Source organism: Enterococcus sp. AZ048, assembly GCF_051715125.1.
GTDB lineage: Bacteria > Bacillota > Bacilli > Lactobacillales > Enterococcaceae > Enterococcus_A > Enterococcus_A gilvus.
In genome coordinates this window covers 2,593,935-2,609,463 of record NZ_JBIOTD010000001.1, presented here as the reverse complement: position 1 = coordinate 2,609,463, position 15,529 = coordinate 2,593,935, and the positions used below count along the sequence as shown (strand labels likewise).

Sequence of the window (15,529 nt, the reverse complement as noted above, 5' to 3'; positions counted from 1 at the left end):
TGGGACTGAGCCGTAATTTTTAACAATAAAGTACTTTGGTTAAATTTATGAGTAAGATTTGTCTTACTTATTTAGCTATAAATCAATAGAAAGAGGGAATAGAAATGTTTAAGCGCATTCACTTAGTCGTAATGGATTCAGTCGGTATCGGAGAAGCACCAGATGCTGAAAAATTTGGAGACGTTGGTTCAGACACATTAGGTCACATTGCTGAAGAAGCGGGATTGAATATTCCACATTTGGAACAGCTTGGACTTGGGACGATCCGTCCATTAAAAGGTGTCAAAGATGTTCCAGAGCATGATGGCTATGCAACCAAATTGGAAGAAGTTTCAGTAGGAAAAGACACCATGACGGGGCATTGGGAAATTGCTGGTTTGAACATCCAAACACCTTTCCGTGTCTTTCCTGAAGGCTTCCCGCAAGAATTGCTGGATAAAATCTCTGAATTTTCTGGTCGCGGTATTATCATGGGTGCCAACAAGCCGTATAGCGGGACAGAAGTAATCAATGACTTCGGGGAAGAACAAATGAAGACGGGTGATTTGATTATCTACACGTCTGCGGATCCGGTATTGCAGATCGCGGCACACGAAGAAATCATCCCATTGGAAGAATTGTACAAAATTTGTCAGTATGTTCGTGATATTACCAAAGATGATCCTTACATGATCGGCCGTATTATTGCGCGTCCTTATCTAGGCGAACCAGGCAACTTCACTCGTACCAGCAACCGTCACGACTATGCCCTTGATCCGTTTGGCAAAACAGTGTTGGATTCCTTGAAGGACAACGGCAAAGACGTCATCGCGGTTGGTAAGATCAACGATATCTTTAACGGGCAAGGAATCACTGATGCGGTTCGTACTAAGAGCAACATGGACGGCGTCGACAAATTGTTAGACGTAATGAAGAATGATTTCACTGGCTTGAGCTTCACGAACCTAGTTGATTTCGATGCCTTGTTCGGTCATCGTCGGGATGTGGTGGGCTATGCCCATGCCATCGAAGAGTTTGATTTACGGATTCCAGAAATTTTAGAGGCGATGCAAGAGGATGACTTATTGATGATCACTGCCGATCACGGAAATGATCCAACCTTTAAAGGAACCGATCATACGCGTGAATATGTACCGTTCTTGGTTTATAGCAAGCAAATGGCGGAACAAGGGAAATTGCCGCAGGGCTATTATTCAGACATTGCTGCGACGATCGCGGAAAACTTTGATGTGCCGGCAACTGAAAATGGCGAAAGTTTCTTAAAATTATTGAAATAAAAAATTATCTATAAAGGAGCCTTTTATGACAGACTTACAAGACAAAATTCAACAGACTGCGAATTATATCCAGGACAAAGGAGTGGCCGATGTGGCTTTTGGCTTGATCTTAGGATCAGGACTTGGAGAATTAGCAGAAGAAATTGAAAACCCTGTAGTGATTCCTTACAATGAGATCCCGCATTTCCCTGTGTCAACCGTTGTTGGTCATGCTGGACAATTGGTCTACGGAAAATTGGCTGGTAAACAGGTGTTGGCGATGCAAGGTCGCTTCCATTATTATGAAGGAAATACGATGGAGACTGTTACGTATCCGGTACGTGTGATGGCGGCTTTGGGGATTCACTCAGTCGTTGTGACAAACGCAGCCGGTGGAGTGAACGAAGGCTTCCAACCTGGCAACTTGATGCTGATCACAGACCACATCAACTTCATGGGAACCAATCCGTTGATCGGACCAAACGATGACAACATGGGACCACGCTTCCCAGATATGAGTGCGGCCTACACGAAAGAATACCAAGAAAAAGCCCGCGAAGTTGCTGGTAAATTAGCAATTGATCTACAAGAAGGCGTCTATCTTGGGATGACAGGCCCAACGTATGAAACACCTGCGGAAATTCGGATGGCTCGCACGATCGGCGCAGATGCAGTGGGCATGTCGACGGTACCGGAAGTCATCGTAGCAGCCCATAGCGGCATGAAGGTCTTAGGCGTTTCATGCATCACGAACTTGGCTGCCGGCATGCAAGCCAACTTGAACCACGCAGAAGTTGTGGAAACCACGGAATGGGTGAAAGAAGACTTTAAGAAACTGATCAAAGAAACGTTAGCAGTTTTGTAGAAAAGGGATTAAAATAACTACTAAAATGAAATGGGAGGAATACAATGAGCGTTCATATCGAGGCGAAACAAGGTGAGATCGCAGACAAAATTTTACTGCCGGGAGATCCGTTGCGGGCAAAATTTATTGCGGAGAATTTTTTGGAAGATGCAAAATGCTACAACAACGTGCGAGGCATGTTAGGCTACACAGGAACCTATAAAGGGGAACGTGTCTCTGTTCAAGGTACGGGAATGGGGATGCCCTCTGCCGGAATCTACGCACAAGAATTGATCCAATCGTACGGGGTGAAAAAATTGATTCGTGTGGGAACCTGCGGCGCATTGTCTAAAGACGTTCACGTGCGTGACTTGATCATTGCGCAAGGGGCTGTCACTAGCTCTTCAATGGTAGAAAAGCATTTCCCAGGCTTCCATTTTGCGCCGATTTGCGATTTTGATTTGATGATGAAGGCTTACGAAGTGGCGAAGGAAAAAGGCTTTACGACGCATGTTGGTAACGTATTGTCAGAAGACACCTTCTACAAAGATGATTTGGCGCCAACGTTCAACTTAGCAGAATACGGCGTGATGGGTGTCGAAATGGAAGCAGCGATCTTGTATTACTTGGGCGCGAAATTCCATGTGCAAACATTAGGGATCATGACCGTCAGCGACCACATGGTGACAGGCGAGGAAACCACGTCTGAAGAACGCCAAAATACATTTAAAGACATGATGTATGTAGGTCTGGAAACACTGATCGCAAAATAAACAAGTAAGTGCCGTCCTTCAATTGCGAGGGACGGCTTTTTTTCTCTCCTGATTTGCGGAGTTTTCGTGATAGAAAGGGAATGAAGCGTGTATGTCGTAAAAAATCATGGATTGTTGGGTATAATAGAAACAAATAGTTAACTACTGGAGGTCAAAAATGAAAGTTGTTGTACGTAAGCGGACGGTAGGAAACATTCCCTTGCTTGAGGTCGTTGCGGAAGATAAAATTTATGAACCGTTGCCGCTGATCATTTATTACCACGGGTGGCAAACGGCTAAGGAACTGGTGCTGACACAAGGCCGCAAATTGGCCGCGCAGCAGTTTCGCGTATTGCTGCCGGATGCAGCGAACCATGGAGAACGGAAGACGAAAAATTCGGAGATTCCTTCTCTCACTTTTTGGGACAGTATCCAAACGAACTTATATGAATTTGGGTATCTCGTTGATTACTTTGAAAATCTTGGACTGGTGATGGGAAAAATCGGTGTCGGCGGGATCTCGATGGGTGGGATCACCACGTGTATGCTCTTGACTCAGCATCCTGAAATCAACGTGGCGGCTTGCGTGATGGGTTCTCCTGCACCGATCAAGTATCGTGAACGAATCGCTATGCACGCGGGTGAGCTCGGGTTCTATTTACCGAAGGATTATCGTCAGCTAACCTCTTGGCTGGAAGGGTATGATCTGTCTTTAGCGCCGGATAAGGTCGCGGGTCGCCCGGTATTCTTTTGGCATGGCACGGAGGACGAAAAAGTTCCCTATGAGCATACGGCTGATTTTATTGAAGCCAACCCTCAGGACAACCTCACCTTTATCAGCGCAGAGGAACGCCACTTTGTCCAGATTGCTACGATGGATCAGATCGCCGCGTTTTTCGCGGAAAATTTATAGAGAGTACGCGTCGATGAGTGGGTAACGCCTATCAATAAAAAATCGAAGACGAAACGGCAAAATTGAGGGAAGATAGTTTCATTCTGAAAAATTTTGGTTTATGCTAATTGGATAGAAATGAACAGGGGGAATGATCATGGAAAATTTTGATTTTCACGTTACAACAGATATTCGTTTTGGGAAAGATCGTCTGGCAGAATTGCCAGAGGTGCTGAACCACTATGGCAAGCGCGTGCTGCTCGTTTATGGCGGCGGCAGTATCAAGAAAATCGGGTTGTACGATAAGGTGATGGACCAATTAAAGGCAAATGGCAACGAAGTCTTTGAACTTTCAGGTGTCGAACCGAATCCGCGGATCGAAACCGTTCGTCGCGGGGCAGAGATCTGTCGCAAGGAAACTGTCGATGTCATCTTGGCAGTTGGCGGCGGCTCAACGATCGATTGTGCGAAGGTCGTCGCAGCGGCGACGAAATTTGACGGAGATGCTTGGGATCTGGTCTTGCAGCGTCGGAAATATCAAGGCGGTGCGTTGCCGTTAGTGACGATCTTGACGCTTGCTGCAACAGGTAGTGAAATGAACAGCGGTGCGGTGATCTCTAATCTGGAGACCCATCAAAAATTAGGGACGGGAAGCAAAGCGATGCTGCCGAAGGTCTCTTTCTTAGATCCGCAAAATACCTTCAGTGTGAACACGTATCAAACAGCGGCAGGCTCTGCGGATATCATGAGCCACTTGATCGAAAATTATTTCAAGCGGACAGAAGGAACCGATGTGCAGGATTCTGTATCCGAAGGCTTGATGCGTTCTGTGATCAAAAACTGTCCGATCGCTTTGAAGTATCCCGAGGATTATGATGCCCGTGCGAACTTGATGTGGGCAAGTACCTTAGCATTGAACGGCTTGACTGGAAATGGCAAACCGGGTGCGTGGTCGTGTCATCCGATGGAACATGAATTGAGTGCGTTCTATGACATTACTCATGGTGTGGGCCTTGCGATCTTGACACCACGCTGGATGGAATATGCGTTGAATGATGAAAAGGTAGATAAATTTGCGAACTTTGCGTGGAATGTTTGGAACGTGGAAGAAAAAGTACCGATGCTGGCTGCACGAATCGGTATCCAAAAATTATACGATTACTTCAAGGCTTGCGGTATTCCAATGACGCTGCCGGAAGTGGGGATCGATGATGAAAAATTCGACGAGATGGCGAAACAAGCGGTTGCCCACAGTATGATCAAAACCGATGCGTTCGTTCCATTAGATGAAGCCGCGGTAAAAGAAATCTATACCGCTTGCTTAACAGAAAGCAGCTTTGAATAGAATGGGAATAGAAAAACGGCGACTCAGGACGAGTCGCCGTTTTTATCTGGTTTATTGGGCATGATAAAATGCAAAATACGTGCGATCGTTTGTTGCAGTGTCGTCGTTACTTTTGGTCGAGAGAGGACATAGAGGATCAAGAGTGTCCCGGCGACTAATAAGATCAGGTGCAGCAGCGGGTCTTTCACGTATTGTGTGAATTCCACAAGGGGTGCCACCAGATAGACATGCAGTAAATAAATCGTTAATGTTTTTTGTCCCCACGACGTGAAGAAATGGGGCCGTGGTGCGGCAAGGCTCAAAAAGACGAACACAAACGCAAAGCCGACTAAGTAGAGCAGCACGTTATTCAAAATATTTTGGTAAAGCGGCAGCTTAAATAGTAAGAAGGAGCGGTCGCGCCATAATATTTCAGGAGGCAGATCAGTCTGTACCCAGAAGAAGGCGATCCCTAGTCCAGCTAAAATGATGCCGATGCTGATATACTTACGCCAACGGATACGGTGTGCCCTTTCCAATAAGGAGCGATCCATGAAATAACCTGCCAAGAAGTAGGGCAGAAAGCCAAGGGTTCGTGCCATCGCCATATACGTGCCGAATTCACTTAAAAAGCCAGAGAAAATACCAACAATAAAACTTAAAATTAAGATTCGTCGAACTTTTACGAGGTCTGGTAGCAATAGGCGCCAGATGAACATACAATATAAGTACCATAGAGTCCAACCAGGGCTCAAGATCATGAATTCGTTGATTTTACCAAGGGCCAGCATGATCAGCGACAGGACCATATTCAATAGAAGATAAGGGACGAGAAATGTCTCGACGGCTGTCGAACGCCCTTTGGCTAAATTTTTAGAGAAATAACCAGAAATAAAAATAAAAACAGGCATATGGAACAGGTAGATGAAGACGTAAATAAATTCACCAACCTTGTTATCTAAACGAAAATATTCTAACGCGTGTCCCAAGACCACGAGTAAAATCAATATGCCGCGAATATTATCATAAAGGTATTCGCGATTCGGCTTTGTGATTGTGGACACCTCCTCCAGATTCCGTTATGCTAAAGAAACAAACAATGACGGTCTACCCGTCTATTGTAGCACGAAAAGGAGGAGACCGGCGATGCGCTACTCAGCGAAATTCGTAAAAAATGTGTTTAAAGTGATCAACATGAAAAAGTTAGTAGGGATCAATATGGTGGCGCCACCGAAGCGGCGCGGCTTGATCAGTCGTCAATTGTCCCAAACGGATATTCCGCAAAAAGACTCGACGATCGATGGGCATCAATTGATCACGTTGTTTCCTAGCCACCCGACAAAACGGCACGTCTTTTATCTGCATGGAGGCGGGTATGCGTTGGAAGCCTCACCTTTCCATAAAGAGATCCAAGAGCGTTTTGTGAAACGCTATAATTTAAAAGTAAGTTATTTTGATTACCCGTTGGCGCCTGAAAACACCGCAGAAAAAACGGTGCCGCTGACGGAAAAGGCCTTTAAAAAATTAACGTATTTATATCCAGACGATTCTTTCTTCCTATTTGGTGATTCTGCCGGGGGCGGATTGGCGATGAGTTTGGCGCAGCATTTGCGCAATATCGATTTGCCGAAGCGTCCGAAAAAAATGGCCTTGGCTTCTCCGTGGCTGGATGCGTCACTTAGTGATCCTCGCTCAGATGAATTGCAGGAAAAAGATGTGTTGCTGGAAAAAGATTTATTGGCAGAAGCCGGTGAGAATTATGCGGGCGAATTGCCGCTGACTGATCCAATGGTATCACCGATTTTTGGGAATTTTGATGATTTAGGCGAATTGCTCGTCGTCGCCGGTACGGATGAGATTCTGTATCCAGATGTTTTGCGTTTGCAAGATCGAATCAAGCGTAGTGAAGGCACAACGATGCGGCTGGAAGTCGTGGAGGGCATGATGCATGATTTTGTCGTTTATCCATTAAAGGAATCGCTCCCGTACGTGGACCAAATCGGAGAATTTTACCAATAGCGATCAGAAAATGATAAGAAGGAGGGGAAGGATGACTCAACATTCACGTCCCCGCGCGCCTTGGCAGCAGAAAGTGATTCAATTCTTGCCTGTTGTCGGGTTAGCAGCGTTTATTATTCTTTTGATTTATATCAGACGCTCCGGCATGTTCAGCTCGATCGCTGATTTGCAGCAGTTTATTAAAAACTTTGGGAGTTTTGCGATCACAGCATTTATTGTTGTGCAGGCGATCCAGCCGATCATTCCCTTCATTCCAGGAGGGGTCGCGACGATCGTCGGAATGCTGATGTTCGGGAATATCCCTGGGATCTTTTACAGTTACATTGGGCTGGTTATCGGAGAAGTGGGGCTGTTTTTACTCGCTCGGCGTTTCGGCCCGAAGTTTGCTCGGTTGGTGTTGTCTGAAAAAAATTACGCTAAATTTGAGGCAACATTGCAGGATCACACACAGGATATCAAACGGTTGCTGATCGTTTGTTTTATCTTCCCATTTCTGCCCGATGATTTGATTTGTCTAGTTGCAGGGATGACAGAATTGCCCTTTAGAGACTATTTGCGGATCGTCTTGCTCTTTAAATTATGGTCAGTGGCTTCTTATGGCTATGTTTGTCTCTTTGTTTTAGACAAAACCTTTGCAAAATTTTAGAATAGGAACAAGAGAAGAACTGGTTTGTTTAAATCAGTTTTTTCATTTTGATAGGAGGAAGAGAAAATGATTCGTTATGGTATTTTGAGTACCGCTCAAGTGGTTCCTCGGTTTGTGGCAGGCGTAAAGGAAAGCGAAGACGGCATCGTCACCGCGATCGCTTCACGAGGCATTGAAAAGGCGCAAAAAATGGCACAGGAATTGGCGATTCCACATGCGTTTGGGAGCTATGAAGAATTGTGTCAAAGTTCAGAGGTCGATATCGTGTACGTGGCCGTCTATAACAAAGGGCATTATGAAGCGGCAAAGCTGGCGTTGCTAAACAATAAACATGTGCTGCTGGAAAAACCCTTTACGATGACACTGGCGCAAGCAGAGGAATTGTTTGCAATGGCGGAAGAGCGCGGGCTGTTTTTGATGGAAGCACAAAAAGCGTTGTTCTTGCCGATCACGGATCAAGTCCAGCAGGCGATCGAAGAGGACAAAATCGGCGCGGTCCGGTGGCTGGATTCTGTCACAGCGTACCCGAACATCGATCACATCTCGTGGTTCCGTGATTTAAGCGCGGGCGGCGGGGTATTTCGCGGTGCGGGCACCTATCCATTAGAATATATGCAGCATCTGCTGTTGACGACACCTGAGGACTATAAGGGCACGCTGACATTTCCTGAGGGGCAATCCGATGCGCAGGCGCAAGTCACGCTGCGTTTTCCAAATGGGGTCATCGGGACGATCTTTTTAACGGTTGATCTGGACTTGCCGAAACGAATGATTATTTACGGAGAAAAAGGGAGAATCATTATCCCTGATTTTTGGAAGACGGACACGGCTGAGATCCAGTATGGCACGGGACTGACAGAAACACTTCATAGTGAACAAGCGAGTGAATTTGTCTTTGAAGTGAATCATGTCAATGAATGCTTGCAGCAAGGACGGTTGGAAAGTCCGATCGTCACCAAGGCATTGACGTTGAAAACAGTGGCGATCACAGAATCAATTTATAAGAACGACGAAAAATGATTGTCAAAGGCTAAGCGAGTGTGCTATAGTGTGTCTCATGCGACGAGTCGAGCGGATCTGAAATTTTGATCCTTCGATACCAGAGGCACATGACACACGTCACCTGTCGGATTTCAGGCGTGTCGGAAAGAAGCTTAGTGGACGAAGAACCTTTCTATCAATTTATTGGTACTGGGAAAACCCCTCTTAGAATTTATTCTGAGAGGGGTTTTTGTAATGCTCAGTTTTTTTATCAGCGATCTGTGCAGGGCTATTACAGGTCAGGTCGCAATCATTTGATTCCTCAGAAATCTTCACTTATAATAGCATCTGTTATTAAAGTCCTTGGATGAACGAGTAGTTACTTGGACTTTTAAACTGGAGGGAATGTCATTGAAAAAAGAAAAAGTAGAAGTTACCGGCGATGTACGCGTTCGATACGCACCAAGTCCGACAGGTTTCCTGCATTTAGGAAATGCGCAGTCTGCGTTATTCAACTACCTGTTTGCCAAGCATTATAACGGAACCTGGGTCTTACGAATCGAAGATACTGACTTGAAGCGAAATGTGAAACACGGAGAAGACAGTCAGATGGAAAACCTTCATTGGTTGGGCATCGATTGGGATGAAGGTCCTGACAAGCCCAATACTGAATTCGCTCCGTATCATCAAACGGAACGAGTCGATATATACCGCAAATATGTTCAACAATTGCTAGATGTAGGTCTGGCCTATAAGGATTACGCGACTGAAGAGGAATTGAAAGAATTGCATGATCAGCAAGTGGCCGCTAAAATCGCGCCGCATTATGATGGCCGCTGGTATGGTGCAACAAAAGAACAAATCCAACAAGCGGAAGCAGAAGGACGCAGCTACACGATCCGTCTTCATTTGCCAAGCGATCACATTTACGAGTGGAAAGACATGATCAAAGGCCCAGTCGCATTTAATTCGGACAATATAGGCGGGGATTTCATTATCGAAAAGAGCAATGGCATGGCGACCTATAATTTCGCGGTAGTGATTGACGACTACTTAATGAAAATCAGCCATGTGCTGCGCGGCGACGACCACATCGCAAACACACCTAAACAATTAGCGGTATACGAAGCACTTGGGCTGGAACCTCCTGTTTTCGGTCATATCACGTTGATCTACAGTTTGGACACGAAGAAAAAATTGAGTAAGCGAGACAAGGACACACTGCAATTTATCAGTCAGTATCGGAAATACGGGTATTTGAGTGAAGCAGTGCTAAACTTTATCGCTTTTCTAGGCTGGTCGCCAGTGGGAGAAAAAGAATTGTTTACCCGTGAGGAATTGATCGAAGCCTATGATGTCAATCGGATGTCCGCTTCGCCAGCTTACTTTGATCAAAAGAAACTCGATTGGACAAATGGCGAATACATCAAAAAGCTCTCTGTCGATGAATTAACGGAACGAATCGTTTCGTTAGTCGAGGATGCTGAAACAGAAGTTGCAGAACAATTAAAGGCACTCGGTATCGAAAAGGATCTCGACTTTATTAAAAAAATAGTCGACATTTATCATACAGAAGCGAAAACCTTGATGACCTTCATGGAGAAAATTCTGTTTATCAAAACGGTGGAGCAAGTGACCTTTACGTATGCCGATTTGGCGGATTTTGACAAGGAAGGCATCAAGCAAATACTGACCGTTCTGTCGACAGAGCTAGAAAAAGAATCGGGTGCAATTGATTATTCAGCGATCGTAGCGACTATTCAAAAAGAAACCCAACAAAAAGGCCGGAACTTGTATATGCCATTGAACGTTATCTTCACCGATAGCAAATCCGCGCCGCAAATCACGGATATTCTGTCGGTGATGCCAAAAGAAACGGTTCAACAGTTAATCGATAATGCCATGACCTACCTGAATGACTAATGATGAGAACTACAGCCCAGAATCGAGGCTGTAGTTTTTTTGTATGAATTTGGCGACGGCTTTTCAATCAGAATACGGGAAGTAGGAACATCAAAACCATATAAACGAGCGACATTTTCATATTGAAACTAGATGAAGCAGGTGTGTAAAGGGACTAGACAAGTAAAAAAGAAGCTTGCTATGATGAAGGTAACGAATAGGGGTGAGGCAATGATCGATCGTGGAGCTATTTTAACGTATCAAAAGCAGCAACGAGTCATTTTTGGAAATGAAGATTGTCTGTATATTGAGCCTCACCCCGCCTTGCAGCCGTATGTCTCGAATTACACGCTGACATTTCCAACGAAAACCGCTATTTCTGATCACTATACAGTGATTCCACATGGGTGTGCGACCATGATTTTTGGAATAAAGGGACAAGAACTCGATAGCCAATTGTTTGGGCCGGCAACGCAAGCAGTTAGAGTTGGCGATCAAGCAGCAGGCTTTGATCAGATACTCATCGTGGAATTTCAGCCGGCGGGGCTGCATGCCTTTTTGGGCTTCCATCAGCATGAATTAACGGATCAGCTTTTTCCTTTGGAATTGTTGCATGCGAAAATACAACAGGGAATGCGGAGGTTGTTAGAAAAGGCGGAGAGTATGCAAGAGCTAGTAATGGGTGTTGACCAACTCTTCCTGAAGGCTATTTCAAAGCCTTCCCCATCAGAGGTGACTGGGTTGACCAGATCGATCGTTCACCACAGGGGGAATATTTCATTGAAGCAATTATCTAAAGAGGCTTTTTATAGTGAACGTCATTTGACACGCCTGTTCAACGAATACCTAGGAATGAGTACGAAAACGTTCTCCCGTTTAGTCCGCATCAATCACGCACTTCGTTTGTTGAATGATCCTTCCAATGGAATTACGAAAATCCATGAGGCGACCGGCTACTATGATGTTTCTCACTTTAACCGCGAGTTTAAGCAGATCACTGGTAATACGCCGCAAGGGTATCGACAAAAGATGTCCGATTTTTACAGTGAAATCGCTAAATTCTAAAGGTATAGTGGAGGAAATGAAGAAGGGGGCGGCGAGTACTATGAACTATGGCGGAATAATGATCGCGGTAAAGGACATGAACATAGCGAGGCAGTTTTACGAAGAAGTGATGGAACAAAAAGTCATGATGAATCTTGATAATATCCATGTGGTTTACGAGAGCGGCCTTTCCATGCAGGCGGATTATGCGGGCTTACTGGATGTTCCGATCGAAATGAAGGAGCAGGCCAATAATTTTCAACTTTATTTTGAAGTGGAGGATTTGGCTATCTGGGAGGAGAAGCTTTCAAAAGTGGAAGGCATCGAGTTCCTTCATCACAGCAAGGAATATCCGTGGGGGCAGCGGGTGATGCGTTTTTATGATCCTGACAAATTTATCGTGGAAGTCTCTGAAAGCATGACAAGTGTAGCGAAGCGTTACTTGGCGCAAGGGCTGTCAATCGAAGAAACGGCTGAAAAAACGATGTTTCCGGTGGCGTTTGTAAAGGAACTAATTTAATAGAAACAACGGATAGGGGTCTGGATCAGACCTCTATTTGCGATGCTTCCGCAATGCGCGTAGAATAAATGTCATAAGAGGAGGTCGTTCCAATGCATGAACATGAGATTGTCCCGCCTATCCAACCCGCGGATGTTGTTGACGATGGGAACACAATGAAGCAAGTTGCTCAAGCTTTTCTAAGAGAAGATCAGCAAGAAAACATCGAGATCAAAAAAGGGAAGAATGATCAAGAGGTCTTCGTTGTGATCGCTGATCCGGCACCTGTGACATTTGAACTGGAAAACGATCTAGCAATGAAAGAAAAACGAAAAATCAAAGGTGCCTTTGTTGAAACACGCGAGGACTGATGATTAAAATAAAAAAAATGCCGCAAATTCTGCGACATTTTTTTTATTACATGAATAAACCTTTATATAACGCGATGGCTGCGATGGACGCAACGATCGGTGCTAAAACGGGTACCCAAGAGTAGCCCCATTGTGAATCGCCTTTGTGTTTCAATGGTAAGATGGCGTGCATGATACGTGGTCCTAAATCACGAGCAGGGTTCAAACCAGGTCCAGTTGGTCCACCAAAAGAGGCAACCAATGTCCATACTAAGAAACCTAATGCCAAGTGAGCGGTTCCCAGATTATTCTGGAAGAAAGGCGCTTTGGTAATTCCAAGTGCACCGAAGAATAAAATGAATGACCCGAAGAACTCGTTTACGAAACCATTGAATTTTGATCCGACACTATTGATCGTTGAGAAGGTTCCTAATACATGTAGTTTATCTTCTGTCTGATCGTAATAAGGTTTGTAGCTGGCTACTACGACTAGTTGTCCGACCATTGCGCCAAGAATTTGAACGACGATGTAAGGAAGAACTTCGGCCCAAGGGAACATGCCGCTAACAGCTAAACCAATCGTAAACGCTGGGTTGATGTGATTACCGCTGATCCCGCCGAAAATCATCGCAGGAATCATAACCCCACACCCGTAACCTACTGCAATCAACATCCAGTCACTTCCGTAACCTTTCGTACCTCTCAAATCTACATTGGCAACTGCACCGTTTCCAAGCATTACTAATAAAGCAGTCCCCAAGAACTCAGCTGCTAACCGAGTAGTCAGTGAATAATCCATAAAAACCTCCTAAAATTTCTGAAATGAAAATGTAAATGAAAATTCCATTTTATATCTTAATCCCATTCTATGTAATTAGCAAATGTTAAACCCATAAAAACAAGAAATTCCTGTGATAATTGACAACATTTGTTATCAAAGGGGCAGATAGGGCGTTTTTATCAAAAAAGTTTTTTGCAAACAAAAAAATCTTGCTCCATTGAACAAGATTTCATTCGTTGACCAATACTAAATGTCGAAAGTTTGGATTGTTCTCAATCAATTTATGGGCACCATAAAAATTCTTGTCTGAGAAACCATTTAATTGTGCCGTCAAAATGGATTTTAATTGATTCTTTCCCCACAGATAGACTAAAAGCTCCATGATCTTCCGTGAATAATCGATGCCTTCTGCGGTTTCAAAGGAAGACTCCAAAAACTCATCGCAATAAAAATGCAGGAAATCAGGATCGACGTCCTTCCGTTTTTTCTTAACAAAATGCAACAGTAAAACGGTGGCAGTCTCTTTAAACTCTGCCAAATGATCAAAACTTTTTTCTTTTTCTGTATCTAGATTGATGACATAATCCACCGGTGTCATTTCCGCCTGGTCCAGCTCCTTTTCTAAATGAGTGGACTGGGAAAACACGACATCCGCACCCATATTCTTGATCCAAATCTCAGAGTTGTTCTTGTTGATCGTGGCGGCAACCTTCAATCCAGCCCATTTTGCTAGCTGAATGATCGTCGCGCCCAACCCGTCAGACGTATTCAAAATCAACAAATTTCCTTGATTTTTTCCAGGCTGCGGCTTTAGCTTCAACTGCTTGAACAACACCTCGAAGGCCAAGAAGAAGCTATAGGAAAATGCAGCAGCTTCATCGGTAGGAAAGGTGTCCGGCAGCTTCACGACCGAATGGACATCTGCGATCTGAAAGTTGCTATAGCTGCCATATTTTCCGACTTTATTTATATATAAAACGCGGTCCCCGACATTCAACCGGGGATTGTTACTGCCGAATCGAGTGATGATCCCCACCCCTCCGCAACCAAGAATATACGGCTTTTTGGCACCTTTGATGTTTTGACGTATCTGAGTATCCAAGGTACTGATCGAGATGGCGGAAATTTTTATCATGACATCATTTTCCCGCAATTTTGGGAGCATGATTTTATATTGTTCAAATTTTTTATCTTCTTTTAAACGAAATTTTTTCTCGAACCCAATTGCATCTGAAATCATTCGTTTTACCCTCCTCAGAAATGACTTTCTGAAACCTTGATAAATAAAATGGCTACTTATAATATACTTGATTTAACAAAGAGAGGGAAATAATTTCTTTAAAATAGCAAAATAACTAAAGCGGTTTATTAAATTTTAGTCCGTTTTTTGTCAAATGAGGAAGCAAAAGAACCTTTACTGAAAGAATGTACCTTTTTTTCAATAGAAAAGTGCAAATGAAAGGTATAACCAGATCAAGAGATGGTAAAATCAGGATAGTGTCTTATTAGCTGTGAATCATTCGCCTTTTTGGGAAAAGGCAGCAGTTGAAGCAAGGAGGAGTAACATGTTCACCGAAAATAGTTTTGCTGTATTTGATGTCGATGGGCTGGAGGAACGGATGGCAGCGATCCGTCAAGAAATCCAACCGGTTTTTCAACAATTAGATGAAGTTTTTCAACAAGCGTTAGAGCCGCTGCTTGGAGAAGAATTGTTTATCCACATTGCACAGCATCGTCGCCGTACCGCGAATCCGCCTGAAAATACGTGGTCTGCGTTGAGTCGCCAAAAGCGCGGCTACAAGATGGAGCCGCATTTTCAGTTGGGGATTTGGCCGGAGTATGTCTTTATGTGGCTATCGTGCATCGATCAGCCAAAAAATGAGCAAGCCATCGCGGACACGCTGCTAGATCATTTGGATCGTTTCGCTCAGTTGTCCCCAGACTTCGTTCTGTCTGGCGATCACACGAAAGAAAAAGTGGAAGAGTTATCACCAGAAAACACAGAAAGGCTGTTGAAAAGATTCCGTGATGTAAAAAAAGGGGAATTTCAAGTGGGGCGGATCATCAAAAGAGAAGATCCTTTGTGGAAAAATCCGGAGGCGGCCCAAAAATTTATGGTAGAGACTTATGAACAGTTGGTACCCATCTATCAATTCGCTAGTGCAGCGAGTTGTGCACAGGTGGAAAAAGAACCCTCTCTTCCCTAAAAAGGAAAACAATCGCTTCGTAAAAAAATAAA

At 44.3% G+C, this 15,529-nt stretch carries 16 protein-coding genes; 13 read left to right on the top strand and 3 right to left on the bottom strand.

Translation table 11 applies throughout. From position 1 onward, the window contains the following. The first annotated feature begins 104 nt into the window (after window positions 1-104). From deoB to IGI66_RS12775, 5 genes are all read left to right on the top strand, one after another. Entirely contained in the window at window positions 105-1,277 is a 1,173-nt protein-coding gene (gene deoB / locus IGI66_RS12795; RefSeq protein WP_288227146.1) for a phosphopentomutase, read from the top strand. 25 nt (window positions 1,278-1,302) lie between these two features. Next, window positions 1,303-2,121, top strand: coding sequence for a purine-nucleoside phosphorylase (locus tag IGI66_RS12790; RefSeq protein WP_438849173.1), 819 nt, complete (start codon window positions 1,303-1,305; stop codon window positions 2,119-2,121). Window positions 2,122-2,165: 44 nt separating this feature from the next. Further along, on the top strand, window positions 2,166-2,873 hold the full coding sequence (gene deoD, locus IGI66_RS12785) for a purine-nucleoside phosphorylase (RefSeq protein WP_086306377.1): 708 nt from the start codon (window positions 2,166-2,168) through the stop codon (window positions 2,871-2,873). 157 nt (window positions 2,874-3,030) lie between these two features. Next, entirely contained in the window at window positions 3,031-3,765 is a 735-nt protein-coding gene (locus tag IGI66_RS12780; protein ID WP_438849172.1) for an alpha/beta fold hydrolase, read from the top strand. Between the two features lie 136 nt (window positions 3,766-3,901). Next, complete coding sequence (locus IGI66_RS12775; RefSeq protein WP_438849171.1) at window positions 3,902-5,089, top strand: iron-containing alcohol dehydrogenase; 1,188 nt, start codon at window positions 3,902-3,904, stop codon at window positions 5,087-5,089. Window positions 5,090-5,112: 23 nt separating this feature from the next. Here the strand turns inward: IGI66_RS12775 and IGI66_RS12770 are convergent, their stop codons facing one another. Then, window positions 5,113-6,132, bottom strand: coding sequence for an acyltransferase family protein (locus tag IGI66_RS12770; RefSeq protein WP_010779536.1), 1,020 nt, complete (start codon window positions 6,130-6,132; stop codon window positions 5,113-5,115). Between the two features lie 82 nt (window positions 6,133-6,214). On the opposite strand from IGI66_RS12770, the gene IGI66_RS12765 reads away from it, so the two are divergent. The 7 genes from IGI66_RS12765 (at window position 6,215) to IGI66_RS12735 (ending at window position 12,530) form a co-directional block, all read left to right on the top strand. Then, complete coding sequence (locus IGI66_RS12765) at window positions 6,215-7,087, top strand: alpha/beta hydrolase fold domain-containing protein (protein ID WP_010779537.1); 873 nt, start codon at window positions 6,215-6,217, stop codon at window positions 7,085-7,087. A gap of 31 nt (window positions 7,088-7,118) precedes the next feature. Further along, on the top strand, window positions 7,119-7,733 hold the full coding sequence (locus IGI66_RS12760) for a TVP38/TMEM64 family protein (RefSeq protein ID WP_010779538.1): 615 nt from the start codon (window positions 7,119-7,121) through the stop codon (window positions 7,731-7,733). A gap of 66 nt (window positions 7,734-7,799) precedes the next feature. Next, window positions 7,800-8,753 (top strand): Gfo/Idh/MocA family protein, encoded by a 954-nt coding sequence (locus IGI66_RS12755; RefSeq protein ID WP_438849170.1) that lies wholly within the window; start codon window positions 7,800-7,802, stop codon window positions 8,751-8,753. A 372-nt stretch (window positions 8,754-9,125) separates the two neighbouring features. Beyond that, window positions 9,126-10,637: a glutamate--tRNA ligase gene (gltX, locus tag IGI66_RS12750; RefSeq protein ID WP_438849169.1), complete on the top strand. Its 1,512-nt coding sequence runs from the start codon at window positions 9,126-9,128 to the stop codon at window positions 10,635-10,637. 210 nt (window positions 10,638-10,847) lie between these two features. Beyond that, window positions 10,848-11,681, top strand: coding sequence for a helix-turn-helix domain-containing protein (locus tag IGI66_RS12745; protein WP_438849168.1), 834 nt, complete (start codon window positions 10,848-10,850; stop codon window positions 11,679-11,681). A 40-nt stretch (window positions 11,682-11,721) separates the two neighbouring features. Then, window positions 11,722-12,180 (top strand): VOC family protein, encoded by a 459-nt coding sequence (locus IGI66_RS12740; protein ID WP_431380824.1) that lies wholly within the window; start codon window positions 11,722-11,724, stop codon window positions 12,178-12,180. 92 nt (window positions 12,181-12,272) lie between these two features. Beyond that, entirely contained in the window at window positions 12,273-12,530 is a 258-nt protein-coding gene (locus tag IGI66_RS12735) for a hypothetical protein (RefSeq protein WP_438849167.1), read from the top strand. A 46-nt stretch (window positions 12,531-12,576) separates the two neighbouring features. On the opposite strand, the gene IGI66_RS12730 is transcribed toward IGI66_RS12735, so the two are convergent. Then, on the bottom strand, window positions 12,577-13,308 hold the full coding sequence (locus tag IGI66_RS12730; protein ID WP_010779544.1) for an MIP/aquaporin family protein: 732 nt from the start codon (window positions 13,306-13,308) through the stop codon (window positions 12,577-12,579). A gap of 211 nt (window positions 13,309-13,519) precedes the next feature. Next, window positions 13,520-14,530: an alcohol dehydrogenase catalytic domain-containing protein gene (locus IGI66_RS12725; protein ID WP_010779545.1), complete on the bottom strand. Its 1,011-nt coding sequence runs from the start codon at window positions 14,528-14,530 to the stop codon at window positions 13,520-13,522. Window positions 14,531-14,855: 325 nt separating this feature from the next. Between IGI66_RS12725 and IGI66_RS12720 the strand changes: the two genes are divergently transcribed. Continuing rightward, window positions 14,856-15,497: a DUF1054 domain-containing protein gene (locus IGI66_RS12720; RefSeq protein ID WP_438849166.1), complete on the top strand. Its 642-nt coding sequence runs from the start codon at window positions 14,856-14,858 to the stop codon at window positions 15,495-15,497. Window positions 15,498-15,529 lie beyond the last annotated feature (32 nt).

Excerpts from the sequence above, each read along its gene's own strand:
- IGI66_RS12725 (WP_010779545.1), bottom strand. The coding sequence starts at position 14,530 with ATGATTTCAGATGCAATTGGGTTCGAGAAAAAATTTCGTTTAAAAGAA.
- IGI66_RS12765 (WP_010779537.1), top strand. The coding sequence starts at position 6,215 with ATGCGCTACTCAGCGAAATTCGTAAAAAATGTGTTTAAAGTGATCAAC.
- deoD (WP_086306377.1), top strand. The coding sequence starts at position 2,166 with ATGAGCGTTCATATCGAGGCGAAACAAGGTGAGATCGCAGACAAAATT.
- IGI66_RS12775 (WP_438849171.1), top strand. The coding sequence starts at position 3,902 with ATGGAAAATTTTGATTTTCACGTTACAACAGATATTCGTTTTGGGAAA.
- IGI66_RS12790 (WP_438849173.1), top strand. The coding sequence starts at position 1,303 with ATGACAGACTTACAAGACAAAATTCAACAGACTGCGAATTATATCCAG.
- IGI66_RS12720 (WP_438849166.1), top strand. The coding sequence starts at position 14,856 with ATGTTCACCGAAAATAGTTTTGCTGTATTTGATGTCGATGGGCTGGAG.
- IGI66_RS12760 (WP_010779538.1), top strand. The coding sequence starts at position 7,119 with ATGACTCAACATTCACGTCCCCGCGCGCCTTGGCAGCAGAAAGTGATT.
- IGI66_RS12740 (WP_431380824.1), top strand. The coding sequence starts at position 11,722 with ATGAACTATGGCGGAATAATGATCGCGGTAAAGGACATGAACATAGCG.
- IGI66_RS12755 (WP_438849170.1), top strand. The coding sequence starts at position 7,800 with ATGATTCGTTATGGTATTTTGAGTACCGCTCAAGTGGTTCCTCGGTTT.
- IGI66_RS12745 (WP_438849168.1), top strand. The coding sequence starts at position 10,848 with ATGATCGATCGTGGAGCTATTTTAACGTATCAAAAGCAGCAACGAGTC.
- deoB (WP_288227146.1), top strand. The coding sequence starts at position 105 with ATGTTTAAGCGCATTCACTTAGTCGTAATGGATTCAGTCGGTATCGGA.
- IGI66_RS12730 (WP_010779544.1), bottom strand. The coding sequence starts at position 13,308 with ATGGATTATTCACTGACTACTCGGTTAGCAGCTGAGTTCTTGGGGACT.
- IGI66_RS12735 (WP_438849167.1), top strand. The coding sequence starts at position 12,273 with ATGCATGAACATGAGATTGTCCCGCCTATCCAACCCGCGGATGTTGTT.
- IGI66_RS12780 (WP_438849172.1), top strand. The coding sequence starts at position 3,031 with ATGAAAGTTGTTGTACGTAAGCGGACGGTAGGAAACATTCCCTTGCTT.